Origin of the sequence: Longimicrobium sp. (genome assembly GCA_036377595.1) — a bacterium.
Lineage (GTDB): Bacteria > Gemmatimonadota > Gemmatimonadetes > Longimicrobiales > Longimicrobiaceae > Longimicrobium.
In genome coordinates this window covers 1-17,280 of record DASUYB010000066.1, presented here as the reverse complement: position 1 = coordinate 17,280, position 17,280 = coordinate 1, and the positions used below count along the sequence as shown (strand labels likewise).

20 protein-coding genes are annotated in these 17,280 nt (G+C 70.5%); 7 read left to right on the top strand and 13 right to left on the bottom strand.

Annotation, left to right across the window (positions count from 1 at the left end; translation table 11 throughout):
* Positions 1–111: 111 nt before the first annotated feature.
* Entirely contained in the window at positions 112–3,021 is a 2,910-nt protein-coding gene (locus VF092_09510; protein HEX6747511.1) for a carboxypeptidase regulatory-like domain-containing protein, read from the bottom strand.
* A 467-nt stretch (positions 3,022–3,488) separates the two neighbouring features.
* Between VF092_09510 and VF092_09505 the strand changes: the two genes are divergently transcribed.
* The 7 genes from VF092_09505 to VF092_09475 all read left to right on the top strand — a co-directional run bounded on the left by VF092_09505 (position 3,489) and on the right by VF092_09475 (position 9,741).
* A complete protein-coding gene (locus VF092_09505) occupies positions 3,489–3,950 on the top strand; it encodes a GNAT family N-acetyltransferase (GenBank protein ID HEX6747510.1) in 462 nt (153 codons plus the stop codon).
* Between the two features lie 240 nt (positions 3,951–4,190).
* Positions 4,191–4,400, top strand: coding sequence for a type II toxin-antitoxin system VapB family antitoxin (locus VF092_09500; GenBank protein ID HEX6747509.1), 210 nt, complete (start codon positions 4,191–4,193; stop codon positions 4,398–4,400).
* On the top strand, positions 4,400–4,792 hold the full coding sequence (locus VF092_09495) for a type II toxin-antitoxin system VapC family toxin (protein HEX6747508.1): 393 nt from the start codon (positions 4,400–4,402) through the stop codon (positions 4,790–4,792). The genes VF092_09500 and VF092_09495 overlap by 1 nt, the downstream gene beginning before the upstream one ends.
* Positions 4,793–4,893: 101 nt before the next feature.
* Positions 4,894–5,793 (top strand): LytTR family DNA-binding domain-containing protein, encoded by a 900-nt coding sequence (locus VF092_09490; protein ID HEX6747507.1) that lies wholly within the window; start codon positions 4,894–4,896, stop codon positions 5,791–5,793.
* 97 nt (positions 5,794–5,890) lie between these two features.
* On the top strand, positions 5,891–7,477 hold the full coding sequence (locus VF092_09485; GenBank protein ID HEX6747506.1) for a serine hydrolase domain-containing protein: 1,587 nt from the start codon (positions 5,891–5,893) through the stop codon (positions 7,475–7,477).
* 576 nt (positions 7,478–8,053) lie between these two features.
* Positions 8,054–8,764, top strand: coding sequence for a helix-turn-helix transcriptional regulator (locus VF092_09480; protein HEX6747505.1), 711 nt, complete (start codon positions 8,054–8,056; stop codon positions 8,762–8,764).
* A gap of 338 nt (positions 8,765–9,102) precedes the next feature.
* Positions 9,103–9,741 (top strand): hypothetical protein, encoded by a 639-nt coding sequence (locus tag VF092_09475; GenBank protein ID HEX6747504.1) that lies wholly within the window; start codon positions 9,103–9,105, stop codon positions 9,739–9,741.
* Here the strand turns inward: VF092_09475 and VF092_09470 are convergent.
* The 12 genes from VF092_09470 to VF092_09415 all read right to left on the bottom strand — a co-directional run bounded on the left by VF092_09470 (position 9,734) and on the right by VF092_09415 (position 16,987).
* Positions 9,734–10,153, bottom strand: coding sequence for a VOC family protein (locus tag VF092_09470; protein HEX6747503.1), 420 nt, complete (start codon positions 10,151–10,153; stop codon positions 9,734–9,736). The genes VF092_09475 and VF092_09470 overlap by 8 nt on opposite strands.
* A 41-nt stretch (positions 10,154–10,194) precedes the next feature.
* Positions 10,195–10,806 (bottom strand): hypothetical protein, encoded by a 612-nt coding sequence (locus VF092_09465; protein HEX6747502.1) that lies wholly within the window; start codon positions 10,804–10,806, stop codon positions 10,195–10,197.
* 5 nt (positions 10,807–10,811) lie between these two features.
* A complete protein-coding gene (locus VF092_09460) occupies positions 10,812–11,693 on the bottom strand; it encodes a hypothetical protein (protein HEX6747501.1) in 882 nt (293 codons plus the stop codon).
* Between the two features lie 31 nt (positions 11,694–11,724).
* On the bottom strand, positions 11,725–12,390 hold the full coding sequence (locus VF092_09455; GenBank protein ID HEX6747500.1) for a hypothetical protein: 666 nt from the start codon (positions 12,388–12,390) through the stop codon (positions 11,725–11,727).
* Complete coding sequence (locus VF092_09450; GenBank protein HEX6747499.1) at positions 12,369–13,304, bottom strand: ion transporter; 936 nt, start codon at positions 13,302–13,304, stop codon at positions 12,369–12,371. Before VF092_09450 ends, VF092_09455 begins: the two co-directional genes overlap by 22 nt.
* An 86-nt stretch (positions 13,305–13,390) precedes the next feature.
* Positions 13,391–13,774 carry a hypothetical protein gene (locus VF092_09445; GenBank protein ID HEX6747498.1) on the bottom strand — a complete coding sequence of 128 codons (384 nt, stop codon included), beginning with the start codon at positions 13,772–13,774 and terminating at the stop codon, positions 13,391–13,393.
* Between the two features lie 134 nt (positions 13,775–13,908).
* Complete coding sequence (locus tag VF092_09440; protein ID HEX6747497.1) at positions 13,909–14,352, bottom strand: GNAT family N-acetyltransferase; 444 nt, start codon at positions 14,350–14,352, stop codon at positions 13,909–13,911.
* 88 nt (positions 14,353–14,440) lie between these two features.
* Entirely contained in the window at positions 14,441–14,848 is a 408-nt protein-coding gene (locus VF092_09435; GenBank protein HEX6747496.1) for a YciI family protein, read from the bottom strand.
* 129 nt (positions 14,849–14,977) lie between these two features.
* A complete protein-coding gene (locus VF092_09430; GenBank protein HEX6747495.1) occupies positions 14,978–15,391 on the bottom strand; it encodes a bleomycin resistance family protein in 414 nt (137 codons plus the stop codon).
* A 364-nt stretch (positions 15,392–15,755) separates the two neighbouring features.
* Entirely contained in the window at positions 15,756–16,160 is a 405-nt protein-coding gene (locus VF092_09425; GenBank protein ID HEX6747494.1) for a nuclear transport factor 2 family protein, read from the bottom strand.
* A gap of 12 nt (positions 16,161–16,172) precedes the next feature.
* A complete protein-coding gene (locus VF092_09420; protein ID HEX6747493.1) occupies positions 16,173–16,463 on the bottom strand; it encodes a DUF1905 domain-containing protein in 291 nt (96 codons plus the stop codon).
* Positions 16,460–16,987: a GrpB family protein gene (locus VF092_09415; GenBank protein ID HEX6747492.1), complete on the bottom strand. Its 528-nt coding sequence runs from the start codon at positions 16,985–16,987 to the stop codon at positions 16,460–16,462. Before VF092_09415 ends, VF092_09420 begins: the two co-directional genes overlap by 4 nt.
* Positions 16,988–17,280: the final 293 nt, after the last annotated feature.

Below are 17,280 nucleotides of genomic sequence, written 5' to 3'. Positions count from 1 at the left end.
GAACAGAGAGAACGTCAAAGATCCTTGGCTGTTCTCTCTTTTTCCTCTGCGTCTCTGCGTGAGACGGCAGTTACGGAACCTGGACCTTCATTGTAATTCCGGACCGCCTGCTCAGAAGATCAGCCGCACCCCCAGCTGTGCCTGGCGGGGGTCGCCCAGGCCGCCGCGCACGGTGCCGTCGAAGTTGAACAGCAGCGAGCTGGCCGCCGGGTCACGGAAGTTGTCGGAGTTGGTGAGGTTGAAGACGTCGAGGATGGCCTCCAGCGCGCGCCGCTGGCCCAGCCCGAACTGCCGCGAGAGGCGCACGTCCCAGGAGAAGAACTCGTTCTCCTTGCGCAGGGTGTTGCGCGGGAGGATGGAACCGTCCGCGCAGATCCGCTCGCTCGGGCTGGCGGCGCGCTCGCCGGTTCCCGTGTTGCCCGCGCCGCACTTCTCCGACATGGGCTGCGCCGAGGCGAAGCTGATGCGGTGGTTCATGAAGACCCTGCCCGGGAGCCGCGCCAGCATCCAGCCGTTGAAGCGGTGCCGCTGGTCGCGGTCGCTCCATCCATACTCCGCGTCGAGCCGGTCGGCCCGGGCGTAGCGGAAGGAGAAGGGATCGCGCTCGTTGTCGTCGTCCGACTTGTCACCCGACAGGGTGTAGTTGGCCTGGAACTGCAGGGCCGGTGACGGGTGGCCCTTCAGCTCCAGCGTCACCCCGTTGTAGCGCGACCGCGCCGAGCTCTCCACCACCGTGAGCGTGCCGATGCCGTTGGCGCCGCCCGGCGCCAGGCCGGTGGACCAGGGGCTCCCGAACACCGGGTCGTTGCGGTTGACGAAGCGGGTGAGGAAGTCGGTCCGGCTGTGCTGGAAGGAGAGCCCCACGGCAAAGCCGGCGGCGATCTCGCGCTCGTACCCCGCGCTCAGGGTCAGCGTACGCGGGTTGCGGAAGTCCTGGTCGAAGACGAACACGCCGGGGAAGAAGGGAACCCCGGACGGCGCCGGCAGCAGCTGTCCGTAGACCGGCGGCGGGCCCAGGACGCCCGTCAGCGCGCTGTTGCGGAACAGCGTCTGGCCGATGGACCCGTTGGTGGAGCGGGTGCTGGCGAGCACCAGCCCGGGCACCCGCGCGTAATAGACGCCCGCGCTCCCCCGCACCACCTCGCGGCCGTCGCCGTGCACGTCCCAGGCGATACCCAGCCGCGGCTGGAACATGCGCCAATCGGAGGGGATGTTGCCGTCGGAGGGGAACGCGAAGGTTCCCTGCGCGTTGGTGACGGTCTGCCCGATGAACGGCGCGAAGAACACCTCGTCCGGGGGCGTGATGGGATCGGGCTGGATCTGGGCCTCCCAGCGCAGGCCGTAGTTCACGGTGAGACGGTTCGTGGGCTTCCAGGTGTCCTGCACGAAGAGCGCGACCTCGTGCTGCGGGATGGACTGGGTACCCGCCTCCTCCACCGTGCGCCCGTCCACGCCCACCTGCTGCAGGTAGAGGTTGACCGGCCCGGTGATGCTGGTGCCTGCGGGGCAGGTGGCCGTGAGGCTGAAGGTGCCGTTGGAGCACTCCACGTAGCCGGGGCCGAAGCGCACGTAGTTGAGGAAACCGGTCACGTCGTTGAAGATGAACCGCCCCGTGCCGAACCCGATGAAGGTCTGGTTCGCCTCGGTGCGGTTCCACTCCGCGCCGGCCTTGAAGAAGTGGTTCCCGCGCACCAGCGAGACGTTGTCCAGCAGCTGGATGCGGGTGTCGTGCGCCTGGATGGGGAGGAAGAAGGGGAGTCCGAAACGGTAGCCCTGTACGAACTCCATCCCGGTGTCGGGGAAGGGGTGGCCGGTCCCCGGCACGTCCGGCCCGGTGTAGTCGCGCGGCCGGTCCTCGCGCGAGAGCTGGAAGCGGAACTCGTTCGAGACCGAGTTCGAGAGCAGCGAGGTGAGGCTGCCGTTGACGGCGTGCGAGAAGTCGCGCTCCAGTCCGTTGGAGCTGCGGGCCCAGGCGTCCACGTCGAAGGTGCCGTTCTCCTGGCGCGAGTGCGTGTAGTTGTACTTGAGCGAAAGCTGGTGCGCGGCGCTCAGCCGGTAATCGAACTTGGCCAGGAAGGCCGTCGCCTCGTTGGTGCGGCGGATCGGCCCGTAGTCGTTGGCCAGCACGCCGCCGAACGCCGTGTCCATGAAGGCGCGCAGGCGGGCGTCGCCGATGCGGCCCGGGTCGGTCTGCTTGGTCTGCTCGAACTGCTGATGGTCGAGCGCCAGGAAGAAGAAGGCCCGGTCGCGCCGCAGCGGCCCGCCCAGCGTGAAGCCGAACTGGCCCTGCGAGAAATCGGGGTTGCCGCCTCCGCGCGCGTAGTTGGAGGAAAGCACGTCCGACTTGCCGTAGCCGTGAGCCGTGCCGCGCAGCTCGTTGGTGCCCGACTTGGTGAGGACGTTGACGAATCCGCCGCCGGAGCGGCCGAACTCCGCGTTCGCGCCGTTCGACACCACCACGAACTCCTCCACCGCGTCCAGGTTGAAGGTGAACGCCGGACGCTGGCCGCCGCGCTGCTCCCCGAAGAACGGGTTGCCGAAATCCGCCCCGTCGACGGAGTAGTTGTTGTGGATGCCGCGCTGGCCGCCGATGCTGATCTCGTCGCCGTCGGGGCCCTGCACCACGCTCACGTTGGGCGTCAGCAGGGTGAGGTTCACGAAGTTCCGGCCGTTGTTGGGCAGGTTCGAGACGACCTGGTCGTCCATCCGCGTGGCCGCCTGCGCCGCCGTGGCGTCCACCAGGGGCGCCTCCGCGGTCGCCGTGATCCCCTGCAGAGCGACCGCCACGGGGCGGAGCGCCAGCTGCAGGTCCACCGTCTCGCCCAGGCGCACGTCCAGCCCCTGGCGCCGCACCTCGTCGAACCCCAGGGCGCGGGCGCTCAGGTCGTAGCGGCCCACCCGCAGCAGCGCGGCCACGAAGACGCCCTGTTCGTTGGTGGTGACGGTGCGCGACTGGTTGGTCTCGAGGTTCCGGAGGACGACCGTGGCGCCCTGCAGCCGGTTGCCGGCCGTGTCGCGCACGACTCCGCGGATCACACCTGTGGTGGCCTGCGCCTGTGCGGCGAGCCGCAAGGGTAGCAGAGCACCTGCGACGAACAACAGCCCCACGACGAGCCACCGGGAAATGGACATGGTGCGCTCTCCACATCTCAGGGGTGGACCTACGATGGGAAGACAGCGAGGGGGAACGACTTGAACTGTAGGGCGCAGGCTGCCGGAGACACAATGACTTTGTAGAAGCTTTCCGGACGCAGGAGCGTGCGTCCGGCAACGGCCGGCTGCGTCGGCTGTGACTCCCGCACCGTGGCGAGCGCGGTTGCCTGTGCACGTCGAGACCCACATACTCGGCCGAGCATCTCATCAGGGCCGCCCCTTGCCGCGGGTCACGTGTGGTTCGCGACCGCGGATTCGCAGCAGCAGCGTGCTCTCACCATGCGTCAGGCGGCGAGATCCGCCACGCGCGATCCCGAGTCGACCTCTCGACGCTCATGACCGGCATTCGACTGCGGCCTGTTCTGGCTTCGGATCTCGACACGTTCTTCGAGCACCAGCGTGATCCGGTCGCGCTTCGCGTGGGCACGCTCACGTCGCGCGAACGCCCGGAGTTCGACACCCACTGGGCGAGGATTCTCGCGGACCCTCTCGCGATCCACCGCACGGTCGAGTGCGAGGACGCCGTGACCGGGTACGTCTGCAGCTTCATTCGCGAGGGCCGGCGCGAGGTCGCGTACTGGTACGGCCGGGAGCACTGGGGGAAGGGGATCGCGACCGAGGCGCTTTTTCAGCTCCTCGCCGAGGTGCACGAGCGGCCGCTCTTTGCCTGGGTGACAGTGGGCAATACGGCCTCACGCCGTGTCCTCGAGAAGGTCGGCTTCCGCGTCGAGGCGAGGGAGTCCACGGTCGAGAGCTCCGGGGACGGAGTCGATGAGTTCCTGCTGCGGCTGGACTGACCGGGATTCGCGCATTGCCGTCCAGCCAGCGGATGCAGCCGACGAGACCGCAGCCAACTCATGCGGAAGGATCGCCACTCCTCGGGATTGCGCGGATTTGTTGGAAGTCCGGTGGCCGAGTCTAGAATCGCCGTATGGTGCAGGAGGAAGAAATGATGCAGATTTCTTCCTCCGCTTCTCTTTCGAGGAGGTTTGCGTGGCCCTGAACATCAAGCATCCCGAGGCGGATGCCTTGCACGGATGCTCGCCCGGACGACGGGGGAGTCGATCACCGAGGCGGTCCTCACCGCGATCAAGGAGCGCCTGCAGCGCGAGACCGGGCGGGGCGACAAGGAAGTGGTACGGCGCAACATTCGCGAGATCCAGCGACGGTTCGCGGCCAGGCAGCAATCCGACGCACGTACTCCCGACGAGATCATCGGGTACGATGAATTCGGGCTCCCCACCTGATGGTCGTCGATACGTCGGCTCTTATCGCCGTTCTGGCTGCCGAATCCGAATCGCGGCGGATCGAGACGGTGCTGCTCGACGCATCGCGCATCGCGATGTCCGCGGCCACCTTGGTGGAGGCCTCGATCGTTGCTGAAGCGAAGGCTCAGCCCGGAGGCATGCTCGACCTCGATCGGTTGATCACGGAGCTTGGGATCGAGGTCATGCCCGTCACCCGCGAGCACGCCGAGCTGGCGCGCGCGGCCTATTCGCAATTCGGGAAGGACAGGCACCCGGCGGGGCTGAACTTCGGCGATTGCTTCAGCTACGCGCTTGCGCGTGCGCTCGGCGAGCCGCTGCTGTTCGTCGGGAGCGACTTAAGCCGGACCGATGTGAACGTCGTGTCGTACTGAGCCGCACATCACCCGCCGTGATCGCATCTCGGGCGGAACGCGAGGATCGCGCGTTGGTCGCTCCCCGCCACTTCCACTCCCTCCGCCTCTCCAATCTCCCAATGAACGCCGCAGCCCTTCCGCACGCCCGCGCGGGCGCATCCGTCCGCTCGTGGCGCGGCGCCGCGCTGATCGTGGGCGGGTGGATGCTGCTGGGGGTGATCTTCCTGGCCGAGCAGGGCGCGGCGGGGCAGCCGGCGCTTTCCGCCACCGCGCTGTTCCGGCGGCTCGTCGGGCCCGCGCTGGGAGCGGCGCTGACACCGCTCGGGCTGCACCTGGCCCGGCGATTCCGGGTGGAGGCGCCGAACCGGCTGCGGCACGCGGCCATCCTCGCGCTCTGCGCGCTGGGGATGACGCTCGCCAGCTTCACCGCGCTGTACTACGTCCATCGGCTGGCGGGAACGCTCGGTCCCGAGCCGCTGGCGGGGTGGCTCGCCTCGACGCTGCACGAGGGGCTGCTGTACTGCGGCGTAATCCTGCTGATCGGCCATCTGCTGGGGCCGCGCGGTACGGCGACGGCCAGCGTCGCGTCACCCGCCGCGCCAGCGGCGGCACCTCCGCCGGCACGCGTGGCGGAGCACCTGAGCCTGAAGCTGCGCGACCGCACCGTGCTGGTGGCACCCGCGGAGGTGGCCTGGGTGGAGGCGGACGGGCACCACGTGGTCTTCCACCTCGTCGGCGGCGCCAGCCACACCGTGCGCGACACGCTGCGGCGCCTGGAGGCGGTGCTGGCGCCGCGCGGGTTCGTGCGCGTGCACCGGTCCACGCTGGTGAACGTGGCCGAGGTGAAGGAGCTGCGTCCGTGGTTCGCCGGCGACTCGCTGGTCTACCTGAAGGACGGGACGGAGCTGCGGCTGAGCCGGCGCTTCGCCGCGAACCTGCTCGGGCCGCGGGCACCGCTGGCGCCGGCGCCGCCACCGCTCGCGCCGGAATCGTCGCCGCTGGGGACGGAGGCGTTGTAGGGGAGGGCGCGCGCCGCGTTCGTTGAGCGCAGCGCCGACGCCGGGCCGGCGCCCTCGCCGGCCCGGCGTTCCTGTCTCCATCCACGCCTCGAGATCCATGACCGCACCCCATCCGATCGCCCCGTCTCGTCTCAAGACCATCCTGCGCCGCACCGCGGCCGTCACCGCCGTGGCGTGCGGCTGCGCGTGGCTCCCCGCCCGCGCCGCGGCGCAGCTCGTGGAGCCCTTTCCAGCGCCCGCACGCCTGGAGGCGGCGCTGGACTCGGTGGTGCGGGACGAGATGGAGCGGTCCCACATCCCCGGTGCCGTGGTGGTGGTGGTGAAGGACGGACGCGTCTACTGGACGAAGGGCTACGGCGTGGCCGACGTGGAGACGCGCCGTCCCGTCGATCCGGAGCGTACCATCTTCCGCATCGGCTCGATCTCGAAGGTGTTCACCGCCACGGCGGTGATGCAGCTGGCCGACCGCGGGCGGATCCGGCTGGACGAGGACGTGAACCGCTACCTCCCCGGCTGGACGGTGCCCGAGCCGTACGGGAGGCCGGTGACCGCCGCGAACCTGCTCACCCACACCGCCGGGTTCGACGAGATCAACCTCGGCCGCAAGGTCTTCCGCGAGGCCGAGGTCCGGCCGCTCGGCACCTTCCTGCGCGGCCGGCTGGTCCCCCGCTTCGCGCCCGGCGAGCGCAGCAGCTACTCGACGTACGGGATCGCACTGGCCGGGTACCTGGTCGAGACCGTGTCGGGGCTGCCGCTGCGCGACTACCTGCGGCAGCGGGTCTTCGCGCCGCTGGGGATGGAGCGCAGCAGCCTGGGCGCCGTGCCGGACTCGCTGCGCGGCGACGCGGCGGCCGGCTACGCCTGGGCGGGGGGCGGGTACCGGCCGGAGCCGTGGGAGTTCTTCCACACCCATCCGGCCTCGGACGTGAACGCCACCGCGGCCGACATGGCGAGGTTCATGATCGCCCACCTCGAGGCGGGGCGGCCGGGCGCGCCGCGGATCCTCGGCGATACGGCCGCCGCGCTCATGCACCGGGTGCACTTCCGCAACGACCCGCGCCTGCTGGGATTCACCTACGGGTTCTTCGAGCAGCGCCTGTGGGGACACCAAGCCATCCAGCATTCCGGGAGCATGTCCGGCTACGCGGCGGGGATGTGGCTGTGGCCCGCCGAGCGGATGGGCGTGTTCGTGGCGTGCAACCGCGAGGTGGGCTCGCTGGAGCAGCGCGTGGTCACCCGGCTGGCGGCACGCACGCTGGTGCCCCTCGACACCGCCGACACCGAGGGGACGCCATGGACCCGCCCGCGCGTCCGGGACGACCTGCGCCGCTTCGCGGGGCGCTACCGTCCCGACACCTGGTGCCACACCTGCCGCGGCGCACGCGGCTTCGTCCCCGACGCGTTCGAGGTGACGGTGGTGGACGACAGCACGCTGGGGTTCTGGGGCGGCCGGTGGGCGCAGGTGGAGCCGCTCCTTTTCCGGGTGATGAACGGCCAGCTGGAGTACGGGCAGATGTACGTGGCGTTCCAGGCCGATTCCGCCGGCCGGATCGTGCGGATGGTGAACGGCACCAACGTCAACGAGCGCGTGGGGATGGAGACCCCGCCGTCCGCCGCGGCACGGTCGAGCCCGCGCGATCCGGAGCGTTACTCGGGCACCTTCCGGCGCCGCGATGGGACGTAGCCGGTCACTGCAATTTGCTGGGGACCTCATGGACGCCGCCGCTCGGGAGAGAGGCGGCGTCTCACGTTTGCGGACGAGGCGGTGAACGCACGATCGACCCGCGATCCGTCGCATTTTCCCTGTCCCCGCCGCCGGACCGGGTCCGCAGATGTGTTTCCCACGCCACGCACAGTGGCGGGAAGGGAGGGAGGAAATAGGCATTTCTGCCCATGCGCGGACGCTGGACGGCGGCTACTCTGACCATCGCGGCGACGATTGCCGCGCAAGGATCGGCGTGATCGCGGCGCCGGAGCGACCTCACAATTGATGCACCCGCATGAGCTTAGGTCGTGCCGGCGGCCGCGCGTCCCCCCGGCCCGCCCGGACGGCGTGGGCACGAGCCGCAAGCATGGGGTCAGTAAGTTTCTGGAAATGGCACGCCCGGTGCTGGATGCGCATGTCTCTCCGATGACGGCGCCGGCCAGCAGATCCATCCGCAGGTAAACATTTGCGTCACCCTGAATGCTCGCCCCGCAGGCACGTTCCTGCGGATTCATTCACCCGCAGCGCCCCCACCCACAGGGGGGCGGAGCGATCATGCATACGACGGTTCTGGGCCCACGGCCGGTGTTCCCCCCCTGCGACCTGCGCAACCTCCCCGTCGGCGGCGCGATGGCCTGCCACGGCGGGCTGCTGTCGCGCGCGCTGGACGTGCTGCACGAGGGGCTGGTGTTCTTCAACCTGCTCGAAGAGCCGGTGCACGCCAACGCCACGCTGCAGCGCATCTTCGCCGAGCAGCCCGACGCGGAGGAGATCCGCCGCGAGATCCGCCGCTTCGCCGAGTCGCTGGGGCCGCTCGCGCGGAGGCTGCTGACCAACGGCGAGGTGGTGCTGCAGGAGCTGGCGGTGCGCGACTTCCGCACGCCCGAGGGAAGCTACCTGCTGCGCGGCAGCTTCGTGCGGCTGGACGAGGGCGCGGCCGAGGGGCTGCTGCTGGTGGCGCTGGAGCCCGCCGGCGCCGAGTTCCTGAGCGAGGGCGTGCTGCAGGCGCGCTACGGGCTGACCGGCCGCGAGGTGCGCGTGGCGCGCCTGATGACACTGGGGCTGTCGGACACCGAGGTGGCGGGGCAGCTCTGCATCAGCCTGCACACCGCGCGGCACCACAGCGAGCACGTGCGCCAGAAGCTGGGCGTGCACTCGCGCGGCGAGGTGGCCGCCCGGGTGCTGCGCGTGGGCCGCGGCGCCGCGGTCGATCCCCCGCGCACCGCCGGCGCCCGCAGCCACGCGTCGAACGCCCGCGCCGGGTGATCCCAATCTCAATAAAAAGATCGAGCTCACGCAGCCGCAGAGTCAGCAGAGTCAGCAGAGTCAGCAGAGTCAGCAGAGGAACCGCAGCTCTCCGCTAACCCTGCTATCCCGATTGGAATGAAATCACACGGAGGAAACGGAGGGAACGGAGGATTCAGGTCAGTCCTCCGTTTCCTCCGTTCCCTCCGTGTGATTCGATCTGTTTAGATGGCTTGGGAATGCACCACCAGCCAGGGGAAGCAGTATTATTGTCGGGAAGGTGAGGATCCCGAGGCTGGAGATGATCGATGGCGATGGCGCACGCAGAGCCCAGGCGCGCCCCGGCCCCACGGGAGGCCGTGCCCGCGCGCCCGCGGCCGCGCATCCGGCCGGGGGCGCTCACGCCCGGCCCCGAGGCCACGCGGCCGGACTTCGCGTCGCTCTCCATCCTGCCCCCGGAGGAGACGGCGACCCGACGCAAACGGGTCGCGGCGGATCAGCGGATCGGCGGCGTGACCCTGGCGAAGCAGGCCCGGGGCATCCTCTTCAACGCCGAGGCGATGGAACTGTACAGCTCCGACGAGTTTCCCGACGGCTTCCACTGGGTGCAGACGGTCACCACCAACAGCCCCGACAATCCGGAAACCACGTCGGGCGGCGCGGCGTGGGTCTCACCGCCGGTCACCTACGTCGATCCACCGAAGGACGACGACAGGCCGTTCTACTACAAGGAGGCCCAGGAGGCGGAGTTCGGCAGCCAGTTCCAGGATTCCCCCGTACGCGAGGTTGACGGGGGCGGCCGGGAGATCCAATGGGAGGCCACCCTGAGCCTGTGCGGGGTGAAGGGGAAGGCGGTGACCATCCTCGACAGCATCACCTACGGCTTCATGCTGGACTACTCGGCCAAGGTGACCGTCTACGGCCCCGCCCCGGCCGGGGACATCGGCAGCCACCTCACCGCGCTGCGCTCCGAGTTCCCGAGCTGGACCTTCAGGTAGGCTCCACCATCTCCCCACCCCACGACGCCGGGTCGACGTCGGTGATGGACTGCGTGAACGTCCACGCGTGGCCGGCGAGGTCGACCGCGCTGTACTGGCGCTCGCCGAACGGGTAGTCCGCGGGCGGGCCGACGATGCGCGCGCCGTGCTCGCGCGCCCTCGCGCAGTGCGCGTCCGCGTCCTCCACGCGCACCATCACCGAATGGCCGGAGCCGGGGACGGATTCGCCCTCGCGGCGCTCGCGGACCACCAGCGCGCCGTTGCCGAAGGTGAGCTGCACGCGGTGGTCGGAGATGCGCAGGCGCTCGCGGAAGCCGAACGCGTCGCACAGCCACCGGGCCGCCGCGCGCACGTCGTCGTACGCCAGCTCGGGGATGATGGACACGTCGGGGATGGAGCGGTTCGCTTGCATGGCGGGGGAGAGGTTGGAGGAGGGAGATGCGTGGCCGGCGCTCACCACTCCCACTGGTCGAATACGGCGGCGACGAGCGTGGGCGGCCCCGGCCGCGCGGCGAAGACGAGCGTCAGGTTCCAGGTGGCGAGGCAGCTTTCCGGCATGTGCGGCTCCAGCATCGTCCCCACGTGCGGCAGCCGCGCGAGGGCGGGGAAGCGCGACGCCAGCGGGTACTCGCGGCAGTCGAGGTGGCGGCCGACGCGGGTGGTCAGCTTCGTCAGGCGCTCCGGGGGGATGAAGAGATAGGTGATCCCCGGATCGCCGGTGTGGACGCGCCACCGGGAGAGGTCGCGCAGCTCCTCGCGCGCCCGCCGCGCCGACCCGCCGCCGCTTTCCGGCGCCAGGTACAGCGTGACGGTGTCCGCCAGCCGCAGCCGCTCGAACGCCACCTCGCCGCGCAGGAAGCCGACGACGTCGCGCGCCGCCCGCTCCAGCTCGTCGTTCCGCTGCGATGTACTCGATCCGGAATCTTCCTGCGGATCCGCATCGTGAGCCGCGGCGGCGGGTGGCGGCGCCTGCGCGCGCGGCGGCGACGCATCTTCCGTATCACCCCCAGCGCACGCCGTCCCCAGTGCGCACGCCAGCGCGGCGATCACGGCGGCTCGCGGCATCGCCATCACCGCGCGTGGCCGGCGGAGCGACAGCGCAGCTCGCTCACCATCGTCCGCAGCCACGGGTGCCGCATCTCCGGCTGCGCGGCGAGCTCGGCGGCGAAGCGCGCACGCTCCTCCGGGTCGCGCCCCGTCTCGTGCACGCGGACGGCCAGCCGCAGCGCCTCCAGGTGCCACGGCTCGCGCGGCGGGCGGGCGAGCTCCTCGGCGCCCCACGCCATCGGCGGATACCAGCGCGCCACCTTCTTCTGCTCGTCGCCCAGGTAGGTCCACTCGCCCCAGCCGATCGACACGCTGCGCAGCGCGGAGCGCGGGAAATCGGCCGCCCAGGGCACCTTCTGGTACCATCTCCACGTGTTGGGACTGTTCTTGGTGCGCTCGGTGATGCCGATGAAGCCGATGCGCCGCCGCACCGCCTTCACGTCGACCCCCGCCTCGGCCGCCCAGCGCGCCAGCAACCCGGCCAGGTGGCCGAAGGTGGAGCCGCGGTACACCAGGTCCACGAAGGTGCGCGGCCGCTCGCTCGCAGCGATCCGCGCGGGCGAGAGCCCCAGGTGCTCGAGCTGCGCGCGCAGCGCCTTCATCCCCTCCGGATGCTCGCGGCTCACCTCCGCCGCCGACGCGTAGCGCATCGACACGTTCACCAGCACGCAGCGGTCGGCGTACGAGGTGTCGGAGAGGATGCCGCTCAGGTAGTCGAACAGGCTCTCGGGCGAGCGGCCCACGAAGATCAGGTCGCTGTCGCGCGACAGCGCCAGCACGCGCACGCAGCACCGGCGCAAGGTGTCGACGAAGCCGGCGTAGCTCGCCGCCTCGGGCCCGTCGAGCAGCGAGCCGAGCTGCTGCCGCCGCGCGAGGTTCCACCGGAAGGGAAGCTGGGGGTCCAACGTTCGGGGGATCGGGTGATGGGGATGGCGGCTACGATTCCTTCGCCTTGCGCTTCGCGCGCATCCGCTCCACGCGGGCGAACGAGTCCGTTTCGCGGCCGAACATCGTGATCTTCGTCGGCTCGCCGGCGGCCTCCGCCTCCTCGACCCGGCGCAGCAGCTTGCCGACGCCGTACGTCCCGCGCTCGCAGCAGATGCAGGTGCACGGCGGCCGTCCGTTCGCGCGCGGGCGATATCGCCATCCCACCACCTGCGGCAGCGCCTTCACGCGGATGATCTCCGCCGGCTCGACCACGCGCGGGATCACCACCTCGTAACCCTCGGGCGAGGAGGGCAGTCTGCGGCCGCGCTGCACCGCCTTCGACTGGAGATCCTGCTCGCGGGCGGTCACGGGGTCGCGTTTCTCCGCCTCCAGCATCAGCGCCACGGCCTCCGCCGCGGTCATGGAGACGTGGCCGCGGCCGTAGTGGCCGACCTCCACCACCTCGTCGTCGGGGATGCGGAAGTACACGCCGACGATGGTGCCGCCGCCGCTGCGCTTCAGCTCGCGCAGCCACTGGTGCGACACGTAGAAGTTGCGCGTGACCGGCAGCGCGTACACGCCGCGCGGCCCCAGCCGCCGCTTGCGCCGGCCGATGCCGCCGCGGCGGATCGACGCCAGGTTGCGCTGCGAGGTCAGGTGGACGAAGACGGGCATGGAGATCGAGCGGGACGGCCGGACGGAGTTGCGGCGGTGCGATTGCGCGGGCGCACGAAACGTAATCGTGCCCCGGCGCCTCGCACAGGTGAGCGCGGCGGGGTGACAGGACCCGCTTCACCCGGCTTGTCGGCGGGCATTCCGCAGTGGGGACAGAGCAGAGGCGCGCGGGTGAGCTTGATCGCCTCCACGAAGCCGGCGCCCAGGATCGCCGTCGGCAGCGCGAAGAAGCCGAGGCCGAGAATGGCGATGAGCCCGCCCGCGAGCCGGCCGAGGGGCGTCACCGGGTACACGTCGCCGTAGCCGACGGTGGTGAGCGTGGCCACCGCCCACCACATGCTTTCGAGGATGCTGGAGAACTTGTCGGGCTGCGCCGCGTTCTCGGCGAAGTAGATGACGGTCGAGGCGATGACGAGCAGCACCATTATCAGCGCCGTGGTAAGCACGAGCTCTTCGCGCCTCGCCCGCAGCACGCCCCGCAGCAGTCGCATCGCCGCGATGTATCGCGTGGCCTTCAGCAGCCGCACGATGCGGAAGAGGCGCGCCGCGCGGAGCACGCGCAGGTCCATCGTCGCCATCGCGGCGAAGAACGGCAGCACCGCCACCAGGTCCACCAGCGCCATCGGCGAAAGCGCGAACCGGATCCTGCCGCGGACCGGCTCCCGGTAGCGCGGGTCCGCCGTGCACGACCAGAGGCGCGCGAGGTACTCGGCCGTGAACACGAGCACCGATGCGCCCTCGAACGCCTGGAACAGCGGTGCGAGCCGGTGCTCGAGCGGCTGAATGGATTCGAGCACCACCGCCGCCACGTTCAGCGTGATCAGCGTAATGAGAAGGATGGAGAACCGTCGCCCGGCCGCATCGCCCGGCCGGGTGCACTCCAGGATCTCCCACGTCCGCCTCCGCGTGCGCATCGCCCTCCTCCATGAAAGAGACGCAGGTCCGGCCACGGATGGACGGACCTGCATCTCCCGTTTCGCCGTCGGAGAAGGGCGAAGATTCAGTTCTTCGTGCGGATCAGCGTGCCGATCAGCGCGCCGACAACCGCGGGTGGCAGGGCGATGTAGACCAGCGCGCGCGCATACTCGTCACCCTGGCACGGGCTGTCGGAGTCGTCGCAGAACCCGGCGAGGAACAACCCCGCCGCGGCCACGCCCACGATCCCGCCGATGAGCAGCCCCTCCTTCGTGTGCCCGCGCCTCGCGGCCGTGTCGGCGACGAACGCTCCCGCAGGCGCGGCGAGCGGCTGCGTCGCGAGGACGGGCGCTTCGGCGCGCCACGACGCGGACGAGGGCGCCGCCATCTGCGCGCGCAGCGAGCCCGCGCCGCCGAGGAGCAGCGTGATCAGCAGGAAGCCCGCGGTGCGCGCGCGATGGATGTGCATCGGTGTGATCTCCGGGGTGTGGGAAGAGGTTGGATCGTCATGACAATGAACGGCGGAGCGCGCCGGGATGCAACGCGCGTGGGCCGGGAAGTCGTGCCATGGTGATGAATCGACCAATCGCATCCGCGCGACGCTCAGGGCTCGGACGATGCGGCGGGAAGGTCCTTGCGCATGAAGTAGAAGCTGGTGCCCTCCGCGATCTCGTCCAGCACGCCGAATACGCGGTAGCCCTGGCGCTCGTAGAACGGGCGCGCCTGGAAGCCGAGCGTCTCCACGTACGCGAGCCGGTGGCCCTGCCGCGCGGCGTATGCCTCCACCTCGCGCAGGAGCCGGGCGCCGAGACCGCCGCCGCGCAGGCGCTCGTCCACCCACAGCGCCGCGATGTGCACCGAGCGCCCCCACAGCTCCGCCCACACGCCGCCGTCGATCCCGCCTTCGGCGTTGCGCACCACGCACGCGACCGGGCGCGGCGGCGGGTGCCCGGCGGCGGCGCGGTTGAACGCGCGGACGCCGCCCACGATCGCGTCCAGCACCTCGGCGGAGGGAGATTCCTGCAGCTCGATGGCCGGCTGGGTCACGGACGGCTCCGATCGGATTCGGGAACGTGCATCGGGCGGGCGGAACCTTTCTTCCGTCCGCCCGATGCCTTTCAGCGTGTCGCGGCGGTCACGCGGCGACGGCAGCCTCGGCAGGAGCGGGCGGGGCGCCGACGCGCTCGCGCACGGCGTCCAGGTCCTGCACCGCGCGCACCTCCACGCACCCGGTGCGCGCCCAGGGGAAGTGCGAGGCGATCTCCATCGCCTCGTCGATGTCCTTCGCCTCGATCACGTTGAAGCCGCCCAGCACTTCCTTGGCCTCGGCGAACGGCCCGTCCACCGTGGTCATGCGGCCGTTGCGGACACGCATCGTCTTCGCCGTGTGCGCCTCGGCCAGCATCTTCGACTCGACCCGGTGCCCGTTGCGCTGGAGATGGTCGACGTGCTCGAAGCAGCCGCGCATCATCGCGTCGGCCTCGTCCTGCGGCACGGCGTCGAGCAGGGTGGGATCGTTGTAGATCAGGACGACGAACTGCATGGCGGACCCTCGGCGTGGAGAGTTTCGTGGCCGGGCGATGCGGCGCGGGTGCGCCGCCGCCGGCGGTCTTGCCTGCCAAGATGGGCGAATCGCCGCCGCGCGCAAGTGCACAGAGCGGCGATGCCCGGGCTACTCGTTCTCCTCGCGCGGCTGGGTGACGCGGAAGACGTGGCCGTCGGGGTGGCGGACGTGCATCTCGCGCACGTGCCACGGCATGTCGGCCGGCGCGAAGGTCACCTCCAGCCCTTGCTCGACGCAGCGGCGGTGGACCTCGTCGACGTCGGCCACCCAGATCGACAGCCACACGCCCTTGTCGGCGCCCTGGTCGCCGTCCGGCCCGAACGTCGTCGCCACCTCGCTGCGCCCGCGGCCGCCCTGCTGGCCGTGGCAGAGGAAGATCTCGCACGGGCCCGATTCCACCCCGCCGAAGTCGGGGGGATCGCCCCACTCCCACGCCCTGCTCCACCCCAGCTTCTCGAACCAGGCGAAGCTCTCCTCCAGGTCCGTGACGTTCAGGATCGGCGTCACCTTGTGCGCGAGCATCCCATCCTCCTGCGTGTGCGGAGATCGGTCGTATCGATCGAGATCCGGTTGATCGTGTGGTTGAACCAGGGCTCCGGAACACCTCCCGGTGTCATCCTGAGGAAGGCGCTGCACCGCGCTCTCGTCCGCGCGAGCGCTGGGCGCCGACCGAAGGATCTACTCGACGCCGCGGGAGATTCGGCTCCTCCGGGCAGACCTCCGGCCCGCCCTGCAAGATCCTTCGGGCGCGCAGGGATTCGTGTGCACGCGGCTTCGGTGCTCCGCGCCCTCAGGATGACACCCGAGGGGTGTCCGCAGGTTCAGGACGGACTCTCCGCATGACGCCGCTCGCGGACGACCTGTTCGCGCGCTTGGGTCACGCGCATCACGCCTCGTCCGCAGGCTCGTCGGTCAGGTCGAGCATCGTGCGCCAGACGGCGCGCCACTCGCCGCCGTCGCCGGAGAAGACCCACAGGTCGCGGCCGGTGGAGCGATATCGCGATCCTTCGCGCTCGTAGACCATGGTGAAGCCGAGGCTGGCCACCGCCGTGGCGCCCACGACGTCGACCTGCGGCTCGTCGTGCTCGAACGTGTGCACCCGCGCGGACTCGAGGAACGCGACGAAGCCGCCGACCATCGCGTCGCGCCCCTCCGCGCGTCCGCCGGGATAGCGCATGACAATGCCCGGATCGAAGAGCGGCGCCAGGTCGCGCGGCCGCCCCTCGAGCCATGCCTCGTTGATGCGGCGGAGCAGATCGGCGGCCCCGCGCTCGTCTGCGGACTCGGTCACGTCTCGCCTCCGTCAGAGGATGCTGTAGCTCAGCCGCACCTTCACGCAATCCCCATCGCCCTTGGCGCCGCGCGCGGCCTTCGGCACGGGGAGAAGCGTGCGGCCGGACTTCTCGCGCCAGACGCTGGTCTTCCACGCGTAGCCGTCCACCTCGGCGGTGACGGGCGCGCGGCCCCACGCCAGCGTCGTCGACGGCGCGTGCTCCTCGGGGACGGTGACGAAGTGCCAGCCGCCCTCGCCCGAATAGCGGAACATCGTCGCCGAGAACTCCACGTCGTACGCCATCGCCCCGTCCTCGTTCACGTCAGCCGTCCCGCCGCGCGCAGATCCGCGAGCACCGCCTCGACGAACGGTGACTTGGCGAGCGAGTACGCGGCCTTGTCCCACCCGACCTCGTCGGCCACGCGCCGCTTCTCCGCCGCGTAGGCCGCGGCGAGGGCCGGGTCGGCGCGCAGGGCGTCGCGGAAGGCGAGCTTCTCGTCCCACGCGGCGGCGGGGAGGATGTAGAGGTGGATGTGGGCGAAGCGCCGGCCGTCGTCGTCGTTGCGCACGTAGTAGCGGCGGCGCGGGTCGTCGCCGTACGGGCCGCGGTACTCGTAGCCGAGCGCCCGCAGCGGCGCGATGCAGCCGTCCGCCGCGGCCTCGCCCTCCACCGCGACGGCGATGTCGAGCACCGGCTTCCCCGCGAGCCCCGGCACCGCCGTGCTCCCGACGTGCTCGATCGCGACGGCGAGCGTCCCGAGCGCTGCCCGGATGCGCGCCGCCTCCGCGGCGAAGCGTGCGGGCCATGCGTCATCCTGCTCGACGAGCGTGAGGGTGCGGGCCATGAGATTTGTGCATTCCCCAGGTTGGTCAACAGCAGGTTATCACACGGAGGGAACGGAGGGAACGGAGGGAACGGAGGGAACGGAGGGAACGGAGGAAAGGCAACTGATACCCAATCTCCGGATCAACCGTGCATTTGAGGTGGGAATGTCATTCCGAAGGCGCCGAGCCGCCCTGTCTTCCATGCCGCAGCCGTGGCGCCTGAGGAATCTGTGGCCGGCTCCCGACCCACAGGCCGCCTGTCGCTCGGACGCATGCCACAGATTCCTCGGGCGCCAGGGCGATGGTCACCCCG